Here is a 10,335-nt window from a genome sequence, read left to right on the forward strand (position 1 = left end):
GGTACCGGCATGAACAAGATTCCCCTCTGTATCCTCTGCGTCCTCCTCTGTGGTGAATAAATGAACTTTATAAAGCGACTATTGTTTTCTTCAAACCTAAACTTTTAACGAATAAGCATTATGAAGATACAGACGGGACGAGGAACAATTCCTCTTATCACTTTAATTGCCATTTGGTCTATTTCGGCATTGACTTCATTGCCGGGACTCGCTGTTTCACCTATATTGGGTGACCTTACAAAGATATTTCCGAAAGCTACGGATCTGGACATACAGATGTTGACATCACTGCCATCATTGCTCATCATACCTTTTATATTGCTGGGTGGTAAACTGACGGAGAAAGTCGATTATGTCCGTGTATTGAAAGTCGGACTCTGGCTTTTTGCCGCAAGCGGTGTTCTGTATCTGATATCCAATCGAATGTGGCAGTTGATTGTGGTTAGTGCTCTGCTCGGCATCGGGTCCGGACTTATTATCCCTTTGTCTACCGGATTGGTTTCCAGATATTTTGTGGGAACTTATCGGGTGAAACAGTTCGGGTTGAGTTCGGCCATAACTAATTTTACGTTAGTGATAGCAACTGCCGTGACGGGCTATCTGGCAGAAGTCAGTTGGCACCTGCCTTTTCTTGTTTATCTTCTTCCGTTGGTTTCCATTCTGCTGGTGGGACATTTGAAAGAAGACCGGTCCGGAGAAGCCGCTTTAACGGCATCTTCTTCGTCTGATACTGCTACTACTACGGCGGCAAATGTAGCAACTGCGAATGCGGCGACGGTGACTGTGCCGGAGACGAGTTCAGCGGACGACAGCAAAGCTGCCCGACAGTCTGCCATAGACATTGAAGGCAGTAAATATGGTATTCACATCAAGCATCTGATAGAACTGATGCTTTTCTATGGGGTGATTACATATATCGTAATAGTAGTGATCTTCAATCTGCCTTTCTTAATGGAAAAGCATCATTTCTCCAGTGGTAATTCCGGACTGATGATTTCGCTTTTCTTCCTGGCTATCACGGCTCCGGGCTTCTGTCTGGATAAAATTGTAGGCTTGCTTAAAGAACGTACGAAGGCATATAGCCTGTTGTCGATGGCATTGGGACTATTATTAATCTGGATAGCTCCGATAGAGTGGTTGATTATTCCCGGGTGTATTCTGGTCGGTTTAGGGTATGGCATTATCCAGCCCATGCTTTATGACAAGACCACGCAGACCGCATTACCGCAAAAGACCACATTAGCTTTGGCATTTGTGATGATGATGAACTACCTGGCTATTTTGCTCTATCCCTTTATCGTCGATTTTTTCCAGTGGGTATTCCATACCCAATCGCAAGAGTTTCCGTTTATCTTTAATCTGCTGATTACTGTTGTCACTCTTTTCTGGGCATATCGGCGCCGTCATACCTTTTTGTTTAACGACCAATTGAAATAAAAAATGAAGAATAAGAAACTGGAAGCCAATCTTAGCATGGCCGTCTCGAAAGTTTTTAGCGGGTTAAATATGAATGCCCTGAAGTATCTTCTGCCTTTGTGGATGAGTCCGCTGACAGGAGCAACCCTTCGCTGCACGTTTGCAGCAGCAGCCTTTTGGGTAATCGGGTGGTTTATGCCTCCGGAAAAATCATCCGCCAAAGATAAATGGCTCCTTTTCCTGTTGGGGGCCTTGGGACTTTATGGCTTTATGTTTCTTTACCTGGCCGGATTGAGTAAAACGACTCCTGTTTCCAGTTCTATTTTTACCAGTCTCCAGCCTATTTGGGTTTTTCTCATGATGATATTCTTTTATAAGGAGAAGGCGACCACAAAAAAAATAATAGGAATTTCTATCGGTCTGATAGGAGCATTGGTTTGTATTTTAACCCAGCAAAGTGATGATTTGGCGTCCGATGCTTTCACGGGAAATATGCTTTGTCTTCTTAGCTCTGTGGTATATGCTGTCTATCTGATTCTTAGTCAGCGTATCTTGACTGCTATCGGAGCAATAACCATGTTGCGCTATACTTTTTCCGGTGCTGCTGTATCTGCTATAATAGTAACGTTCATTACGGGATTTGATGCCCCGGTATTCTCCATGCCGTTCCATTGGACACCTTTCCTTATCCTGATGTTCGTATTGATTTTCCCGACCACTATCAGTTATATGTTGTTGCCTGTCGGTTTGAAATATCTGAAGACAACGGTGGTTGCCATTTATGGTTATCTGATTCTGATTGTGGCAACTATTGCCTCCCTTGCTTTGGGACAAGACCGTTTTAGCTGGACGCAGACGTTTGCCATTATTTTTATCTGTATCGGAGTTTATTTGGTAGAAGTTGCCGAAAGCAAGGAACGATAAAAGTTTCTCCGTGTGGAACAGGTTGTTCCTCGGTGAGGAACACTTCGTTTCACACCGAGGAACACTTTGTTTCAAGGCATGGAACAAAAAAAGAGCGTCCTTCACAGAACGCTCTTGCTTATTTCATCATCATGTTTTATAGAGAGGAGTTGATCGCTTGTGCTATGGACTTGAATTCTTCATCCGACAATTTCAGTTTCGGATTCGAGAACAACATATCCGATTCCTTTTGAATAGGAATTAAATGAATATGTGCATGAGGAACTTCCAGTCCGATAACCGCTTCGCCCACCTTTTTACAGGGGAAAGCTTTTTCAATGGCACGGACCACTTTCTTTGCAAATACATGCATAGCAGCCAGGTCCTCATCGCTCAAATCGAAAATATAGTCTACTTCCTGTTTGGGCACCACCAATGTATGTCCCTTTACCAACGGATTGATATCGAGAAACGCAAAAAACTTTTCGTTTTCCGCCACCTTGTAGCAGGGGATTTCGCCTGCGATGATTCTACTGAATATTGTTGCCATAACTTTTATTGATAAATGAAGGCAAGCCCCACAAGGAGACCTGCCTTTACGTTAAATTGATATGTTTACTACTTCCAATGCAATTTTGCCTTGTGGAACAGTGATTTCGGCTACATCACCCACCTTCTTGCCAAGCAGACCTTGTGCAATCGGGGTGTTAACGGAAATCTTTCCTTCCTTCAGGTTAGCTTCACTTTCGGAAACGATGGTATAAGTCATCTTCATACCGTTCTTTACATTCTTCAGTTCCACTTTATTTAAAATCTGTACAGAATCTGTTTTCAGCTTAGATTCATCAATGATTTTTGCGTCTGCAATGGTAGCTTTCAATTTGTTGATGCGCATTTCAAGCATACCCTGCGCCTCTTTGGCGGCATCGTATTCTGCATTTTCCGACAAGTCTCCTTTATCTCTGGCTTCGGCTATTGCCGCAGAGATCTTCGGGCGTTCCACTGTTTCCAGTTCCTTCAGTTCCGCCATCAGTTTCTTGTAACCTTCTTCTGACATATAAGCCATGATGTTTTCCTCCTTTAATTGTTTTAAATGGTCATATAAACAAAAAAGAATTCCAACATGAGCCATGTTGGAACCCTCTTATCATTATTTCTTTGCAAAGATAGACTTTTAAGTGATACGTGTCAAGTGAAAAAAGATGCTATGTAACATATTTAAATGAAATATGCTAAATTATAACAACTTAGAGCAATGACTTGACAGCTGCTTCCAAATCCTTGATATCTTCGCCGCGAAGCTTTAATTCGTTGTTACGGTTAATCAAAAAGATAGATGGAACTTGACGAACATTATATACAGCTACGTTGGTAGAATATACTCCGTTTCCATCGCGTACACAAACCCAGGGAAGGTTGTCTGCCGCAGTTTTCCAGTAGTGTTCGTCCGCATCGAGAGATACTTGGTATATTTCCAGTCCTTGTTTTGCGTATTCATTATATAGTTCGCGAAGCATCAGGTTGTGAGGAGAACCGGCAGGCGACTGGAATACAGAGAAATCGAGCAATACGACTTTTCCTTTCAGGTCGGTCAGTTTGCGCACATTTCCTTTCACGTCACGCAGGGCGATGTCGATAATGCCGGTTTCCACAATTTTCTCTTGAGGAATCTCCAATGCTTTCGCCTGTGGCTGGCGCGTGTTCTTCATCCCCTTAATTACAATATTATAAAGGTTCTTGGAACGTACGGCATGAGGGAACGCATTGTTGAGGCTCGTAGCGACAGCAGCGAAACATTTCACATCATCTTTATTGTTCAACGGATCGAATATCAGATAATTATTGAGTTTCTGGAACAGGGCAAAGTAAGCGGCTGCCGTGTTGGGAGCAGCGAAAATATAGTTCACTTTGACATCTTCCTTGTAATTGTTGAGCAACGTTGCCAGACTGTCTTCAAATACATCATGCCCCATTCTGTTACTGCGTAAAGCTGCCAGCAAGTCGTCCACCTCTTTTTGCAGGCGGATCTGCTTCAGCGTCAGCTCTTTTATCTTGTTGCTGTTTTCCGAACCTTCCACCGTGTAAGTAGTGGAGAAATCCACATACGGCGCTTTGATCTGAATTGTTTCGATAGAATCTACAGAAAAATTGATGATTTTGTCGTCAATCCGCAAGCGATAAAATTCGGGTGATTCGGGACGAGGCTGCTTGAAACTGAATGTACCTTCCCCCTTCAGCTTCACTGAATCGAGTGGAACAATACCTTCCAGACCGGAAGCTTCGAGATAAAGCATTTTACCGTCGGCTCCTGATACATCCCCGTTCACCTGGAATTTAGGACCGGAACTACAAGCAGTAATAGTAAGTGCGGCGAGCGCTGCAAAAGTAACCTTTTTCATATAGTGTGTGTTATTAACGAGATGCAAATATACTTCTTTTCGAGATTAGTCAAAGCATTTTGCCGGGTTCTTCATCCTAATTTTGAAAAAAAATCAGTTCACCACTAACTTTTTACCTCATTTCCACCTGATTACCACGATAAATGTATATCTTTGCAGGAATTTTGAAAGAAAAAGTATAGATAAAACAATTTTTATGATTAACCCAATTGTTAAGACAATCGAGTTACCTGATGGAAGAACCATCACACTCGAGACGGGAAAGTTGGCAAAACAGGCAGACGGTTCTGTAATGCTTCGCATGGGCAACACCATGTTGTTAGCTACTGTTTGTGCCGCTAAAGATGCAGTTCCCGGAACAGATTTTATGCCTTTACAGGTAGAGTACAAAGAAAAATTTGCGGCATTCGGCCGTTTCCCTGGTGGTTTCACCAAGCGAGAAGGTAGAGCTTCTGATTATGAGATTCTTACTTGCCGTCTTGTAGACCGTGCTCTCCGTCCTTTATTCCCCGATAATTATCACGCAGAGGTATATGTGAACATCATCCTCTTTTCTGCTGATGGTGTGGATATGCCGGATGCATTGGCAGGACTTGCCGCTTCTGCAGCACTTGCCGTTTCAGATATTCCTTTCAACGGACCGATCTCTGAAGTGCGTGTAGCACGTATCGACGGTCAGTTCGTTATCAATCCTACTTTTGAACAACTGGAAAAAGCTGACATGGACTTGATGGTAGCCGCTACTTATGAGAACATCATGATGGTAGAAGGTGAAATGCATGAAGTATCTGAAGCTGAATTGCTGGAAGCAATGAAAGTGGCTCACGAAGCTATCAAGATTCATTGCAAAGCGCAGATGGAGTTGACTGAAGAGGTTGGAAAAACTGTAAAACGTGAATACAACCACGAAGTAAACGACGAAGACTTGCGCAAGGCTGTTCGCGAAGCATGTTACGACAAGGCTTACGCAGTTGCTGCTTCCGGAAACAATAACAAACACGAACGTTTTGCTGCTTTCGAAGCGATCCGCGAAGAATTCAAAGCTCAATTCTCTGAAGAAGAATTGGACGAAAAGGCTGCATTGATCGATCGTTACTACCACGATGTAGAAAAAGAGGCCATGCGCCGTTCTATCCTTGACGAAGGTAAGCGTCTGGATGGTCGTAAGACTACCGAAATCCGCCCGATCTGGTGTGAAGTAGGTCCTCTGCCTGGCCCTCACGGATCTGCTATCTTTACTCGTGGTGAAACACAGTCATTGACTTCTGTTACTCTGGGTACAAAACTGGATGAGAAGATTATCGACGATGTTTTGGAACACGGAAAAGAACGTTTCTTGTTACACTATAACTTCCCTCCTTTCTCTACAGGCGAAGCAAAAGCACAACGTGGTGTAGGCCGTCGTGAAATCGGTCACGGTCACTTGGCTTGGCGTGCTTTGAAAGGACAGATTCCTGCTGACTATCCGTATGTAGTACGTGTGGTTTCAGATATCCTCGAATCTAACGGTTCTTCTTCTATGGCTACCGTATGTGCCGGCACATTGGCATTGATGGATGCAGGTGTGAAGATCAAGAAACCGGTATCGGGTATCGCTATGGGATTGATTAAGAATCCGGGCGAAGAAAAATATGCTGTATTGTCTGATATCCTGGGTGACGAAGACCACTTGGGAGATATGGACTTCAAGGTGACCGGAACAAAAGACGGTATCACTGCTACACAGATGGATATCAAGGTAGACGGTCTGTCTTATGACATTCTGGAACGTGCTTTGAACCAGGCTAAAGAAGGACGTATGCATATCCTTAATAAGATTACTGAAACAATTGCTGAACCACGTGCCGACCTGAAAGAACATGCTCCACGTATCGAAACGATGACAATTCCTAAAGAATTCATCGGTGCTGTGATCGGCCCTGGTGGAAAGATCATCCAAGGTATGCAGGAAGAAACTGGTGCTGTGATTACTATCGAAGAAATTGATGGTATGGGACGCATCGAAGTTTCCGGAACAAACAAGAAATGTATTGATGATGCAATGCGCATGATTAAAGCAATCGTTGCTGTTCCTGAAGTAGGCGAAGTTTATAAAGGTAAAGTTCGTTCTATTATGCCTTATGGTGCATTTATCGAATTCTTGCCGGGCAAGGATGGTTTGCTGCACATCTCCGAAATTGACTGGAAACGTCTGGAAACAGTAGAAGAAGCCGGAATCAAAGAAGGTGATGAAATCGAGGTAAAACTGATTGATATCGATCCGAAAACTGGCAAATTCAAACTTTCACGCAAGGTATTGTTGCCAAGACCGGAAAAGAAGTAAGAAAGCGATAGCTTCTATATATAATGAAGGCTGTTTCAAATTTAATTTTGAAACAGCCTTCTTTTTTATTAGTATCCTCCGGAGTTGAACTGTTTTATATATAGAGTTAGTATATATTAGATTTATCCAGTTTATTAAAACCTTTAAAAAGATGAAAGACACCTTATTATATCCTCCCCAAAAAAGAATCGGAAAGTACCCCCATACTTCCCGATTCGAAACAGTCAAAAATCGACCTTAATCAATTTATTAACTTAACACGTCGCAAAGATATGAGAAAAATTTCTTTGAAAGAGCTTTTTTATTTAAAAAGTTTATGATACAGGCAAATATACCAGTTAATAAGGTCGTTTTTCTTGCTTTAAAACCAAAGCTTCACTCCTTTTAAAGGAACGACCCCTTCCTTTAAAAGGAAGAGGCCGTTGGTTCTAAAGAAATCTGGTGGGGTGTTTATATAGAAATTTGGATTAATGATTTTTCAATTATATAAATCCGTTTACAAGTTTGTTTTATACTCCTCTTTTATTCGTATTATGTGTGCTAAGTTCTTTTCCAGTAATTCATTTAGCTCATCATCCGAAAAACATTCTCCTAAATAGATCGTGCTTTCTGTTTCAAAATCAAATGATTCGTCGTCTTCATTCACAACAATCTCAATTTTTCCTTGTGCATCTGTAGAGATCACTGCATTGTATTTAGTCATCAATTCTTTGAGCCCTTTTATGAACCTGTATTCTTTGCTTGTCAATATTCTTTTCATCTTCACTTGCTCTTTTGTTTTGTTGCCCTTTCGTGCGGTAAAGTTCGTGATAATTTAACACATTATGCGCTGTTTGAAGTATTCATTTTATTCTATTTGTCAAGTTGTAATATTCCTTTTATCCATATTATCACATCTATTCGTTTTTTTCGTATATTTGCTTCGAGCGAAACTTTTCATTTGTATATTTGTTGGATTTTAAAAAGAAAGAAAATAAAAATGGAAACAGAAGAATTGACAATTGGGAGAGTCCATCACGGACGCAATATACGTCGTACCCGTATTGAAAAGAATATGAACCAGGAGGGTTTGAGTGAATTAGTACATCTCTCACAACCTGCTGTTTCTAAATATGAGAAGATGAAGGTGATTGATGATGAGATGTTGCAACGCTTTGCACGTGCATTGAATGTCCCTTTCGATTATCTCAAGACTTTGGAGGAGGATGCACAGACGGTGGTGTTTGAAAATAATACGGTGAATAATTCAGAACAAAGTGCAGGTGGGGCAAACATCAGCATGGGTATAGTTAAGTCTGATACCGAAGATAGTATTAATGATAGTCGAGTTAACAACTTCAATCCTATCGACAAAATCACTGAACTCTACGAGCGTCTTTTAAAAGAAAAGGATGAAAAGTATGCAGCATTAGAACGCCGTTTGCAGAATATTGAAAAAAGTCTGCAGAAATAAGAGACAGATAAATTGAAAGGAATCGCAATATGATGAAACAAATACCTTACGGAATAACTGATTTTAGCCGAATTCAGAAAGAGAATTATTATTATGTAGATAAGACAATGTTCATTGAAAAAATAGAGATGCAACCGCCTTATCTGTTTCTGATACGTCCTCGTAGATTTGGGAAGAGTCTGACTTTGGCTATGTTAGAGGCCTATTATGACGTAAATCATGCTGAACAGTTTGACGAGTTGTTTGGTCAGCTATACATAGGTCAGCATCCGACGAAGCTTCACAATCAGTTTCTCATCATGCGATTTAATTTTTCGGAAGTGAGTTCCAATGTCAACGAAGTAGAACTATCGTTTAAGCTACATTGTTGTAGCAAACTTAAAGATTTTGTCTTTAAGTATGAAGATTTGTTAGGAAAAGAAATTTGGGATGTTCTTGATGAGAAAATACAAGAAGAACCCGGTGCTTTTCTGTCTGCGGTTAATTCCTATGCTACCCGTAAGAAAAATATTCGTATTTATTTACTTATTGATGAATACGATAATTTCACCAATACCATTCTTTCAACTTACGGTACGGAGTTTTACAGGAAAGCAACGCATGGCGAAGGTTTTATTCGTGGCTTCTTTAACGTGATAAAATCTGCCACTACCGGAACCGGAGCTGCTCTTGAACGGTTGTTTATTACCGGAGTGAGTCCGGTGACGATGGATGATGTAACTAGTGGCTTTAACATCGGAACCAATATCACAAATGATTCATGGTTTAATGATTTGGTTGGATTCAGTGAGAATGAGTTGCGTGAGATGCTGGAATATTATAAAGAGCAGGGAGTACTTCAAGAATCTATAGATGAAATAGTTGCCATGATGAAACCCAATTATGACAATTATTGCTTTAGTGAAGATACATTGGAACAGTGTATGTTTAATTCTGACATGGCACTTTATTTTCTGAAATCTTTTGTACTTCATCATAAAAAGCCTAAAGAAATTGTAGACCCTAACATTCGCACTGACTTTAACAAGTTGGCATACTTGATAAAATTAGATCATGGATTGGGAGAGAATTTTTCTGTTATAAAGGAAATAGCCGAGCAAGGAGAGATTATTACTGACATTGTTACTCATTTTTCTGCATTGGAGATGACGGACCCCAGTAATTTCAAGTCTTTATTATTCTATTTCGGACTTCTTTCCATCAAAGGTGTAGATATGGTGGGAAGACCCATCCTGCATGTACCGAATTTAGTTGTAAGAGAACAGCTTTTTAACTTCTTGATACAAGGCTACATCAAGCATGATATCTTTAAAATAGACATGAACAAGATGAGTGCTTTATTTGAGAATATGGCTTTCAGAGGAGATTGGAAACCTTTGTTCGATTTTATCGCCAACGCTGTTCGTGAGCAAAGCCGTATTCGTGAATATATTGAAGGTGAAGCGCACATTAAAGGCTTCTTGCTTGCTTATTTAGGAATGTATCGTTATTATCAACTTTATCCGGAATACGAATTGAATAAAGGCTTTGCAGATTTCTTCTTCAAACCTAGTCTGTCGGTTCCCGTACTTCCTCCTTTCACCTATCTGCTTGAGGTGAAATATGCAAAAGCCGGTGCTTCGGAAAAAGAAATACGTGCCCTTGCTGATGAGGCGCGCGAACAGTTACTTCGTTATAGTGAAGATGAGCTGGTGGCAGAAGCCAAGGCGAAAGGTGAACTGAAGTTAATTACTATTGTTTGGCGTAGCTGGGAGCTTGTTTTATTGGAGGAGGTAACTCTTTCTTAAGAAATAAGTACCATAAATGTTATTGTAAGGTTTGCGGTTCATCCATTTTACCTA

Annotated in this window: 9 protein-coding genes; 5 read left to right on the top strand and 4 right to left on the bottom strand. The window is 40.9% G+C overall.

Features of this window, described 5'->3' with window-relative positions; all coding sequences use genetic code 11:
- The first annotated feature begins 120 nt into the window (after positions 1-120).
- Together BXY_RS08085 and BXY_RS08090 are read left to right on the top strand one after the other, a co-directional pair.
- Complete coding sequence (locus tag BXY_RS08085; protein ID WP_008026143.1) at positions 121-1,437, top strand: MFS transporter; 1,317 nt, start codon at positions 121-123, stop codon at positions 1,435-1,437.
- A 3-nt stretch (positions 1,438-1,440) separates the two neighbouring features.
- Positions 1,441-2,340, top strand: coding sequence for a DMT family transporter (locus tag BXY_RS08090; RefSeq protein ID WP_004316636.1), 900 nt, complete (start codon positions 1,441-1,443; stop codon positions 2,338-2,340).
- 136 nt (positions 2,341-2,476) lie between these two features.
- On the opposite strand, the gene BXY_RS08095 is transcribed toward BXY_RS08090, so the two are convergent.
- The 3 genes from BXY_RS08095 to BXY_RS08105 form a co-directional block, all read right to left on the bottom strand.
- Positions 2,477-2,869 carry an HIT family protein gene (locus tag BXY_RS08095; RefSeq protein WP_004316638.1) on the bottom strand — a complete coding sequence of 131 codons (393 nt, stop codon included), beginning with the start codon at positions 2,867-2,869 and terminating at the stop codon, positions 2,477-2,479.
- A 51-nt stretch (positions 2,870-2,920) separates the two neighbouring features.
- Entirely contained in the window at positions 2,921-3,385 is a 465-nt protein-coding gene (gene greA / locus BXY_RS08100) for a transcription elongation factor GreA (protein ID WP_032811363.1), read from the bottom strand.
- A 181-nt stretch (positions 3,386-3,566) separates the two neighbouring features.
- The gene (locus tag BXY_RS08105) at positions 3,567-4,718 is read right to left on the bottom strand and encodes a TlpA disulfide reductase family protein (RefSeq protein ID WP_004316642.1); all 1,152 of its coding nucleotides are present in this window, start codon (positions 4,716-4,718) and stop codon (positions 3,567-3,569) included.
- Positions 4,719-4,914: 196 nt separating this feature from the next.
- Here BXY_RS08105 and pnp point away from each other — a divergent pair, with 196 nt between their 5' ends.
- Positions 4,915-7,041 (top strand): polyribonucleotide nucleotidyltransferase, encoded by a 2,127-nt coding sequence (pnp, locus tag BXY_RS08110; RefSeq protein ID WP_004311937.1) that lies wholly within the window; start codon positions 4,915-4,917, stop codon positions 7,039-7,041.
- Between the two features lie 496 nt (positions 7,042-7,537).
- On the opposite strand, the gene BXY_RS08115 is transcribed toward pnp, so the two are convergent.
- On the bottom strand, positions 7,538-7,801 hold the full coding sequence (locus BXY_RS08115) for a hypothetical protein (RefSeq protein ID WP_008644935.1): 264 nt from the start codon (positions 7,799-7,801) through the stop codon (positions 7,538-7,540).
- A 219-nt stretch (positions 7,802-8,020) separates the two neighbouring features.
- Here BXY_RS08115 and BXY_RS08120 point away from each other — a divergent pair, with 219 nt between their 5' ends.
- Positions 8,021-8,494, top strand: a complete 474-nt coding sequence (locus BXY_RS08120) for a helix-turn-helix domain-containing protein (RefSeq protein WP_004316645.1) — start codon at positions 8,021-8,023, stop codon at positions 8,492-8,494.
- A gap of 29 nt (positions 8,495-8,523) precedes the next feature.
- Complete coding sequence (locus BXY_RS08125) at positions 8,524-10,281, top strand: ATP-binding protein (protein WP_008018576.1); 1,758 nt, start codon at positions 8,524-8,526, stop codon at positions 10,279-10,281.
- The last annotated feature ends 54 nt before the right edge of the window (positions 10,282-10,335 follow it).

The sequence above is a fragment of the Bacteroides xylanisolvens XB1A genome, from assembly GCF_000210075.1.
Classification (GTDB): domain Bacteria; phylum Bacteroidota; class Bacteroidia; order Bacteroidales; family Bacteroidaceae; genus Bacteroides; species Bacteroides xylanisolvens.

Bases quoted from the DNA above. Each gene is read 5' to 3' on its own strand.
- BXY_RS08085 (WP_008026143.1), top strand. From the start codon at position 121: ATGAAGATACAGACGGGACGAGGAACAATTCCTCTTATCACTTTAATT.
- BXY_RS08090 (WP_004316636.1), top strand. From the start codon at position 1,441: ATGAAGAATAAGAAACTGGAAGCCAATCTTAGCATGGCCGTCTCGAAA.
- BXY_RS08095 (WP_004316638.1), bottom strand. From the start codon at position 2,869: ATGGCAACAATATTCAGTAGAATCATCGCAGGCGAAATCCCCTGCTAC.
- greA (WP_032811363.1), bottom strand. From the start codon at position 3,385: ATGGCTTATATGTCAGAAGAAGGTTACAAGAAACTGATGGCGGAACTG.
- BXY_RS08105 (WP_004316642.1), bottom strand. From the start codon at position 4,718: ATGAAAAAGGTTACTTTTGCAGCGCTCGCCGCACTTACTATTACTGCT.
- pnp (WP_004311937.1), top strand. From the start codon at position 4,915: ATGATTAACCCAATTGTTAAGACAATCGAGTTACCTGATGGAAGAACC.
- BXY_RS08115 (WP_008644935.1), bottom strand. From the start codon at position 7,801: ATGAAAAGAATATTGACAAGCAAAGAATACAGGTTCATAAAAGGGCTC.
- BXY_RS08120 (WP_004316645.1), top strand. From the start codon at position 8,021: ATGGAAACAGAAGAATTGACAATTGGGAGAGTCCATCACGGACGCAAT.
- BXY_RS08125 (WP_008018576.1), top strand. From the start codon at position 8,524: ATGATGAAACAAATACCTTACGGAATAACTGATTTTAGCCGAATTCAG.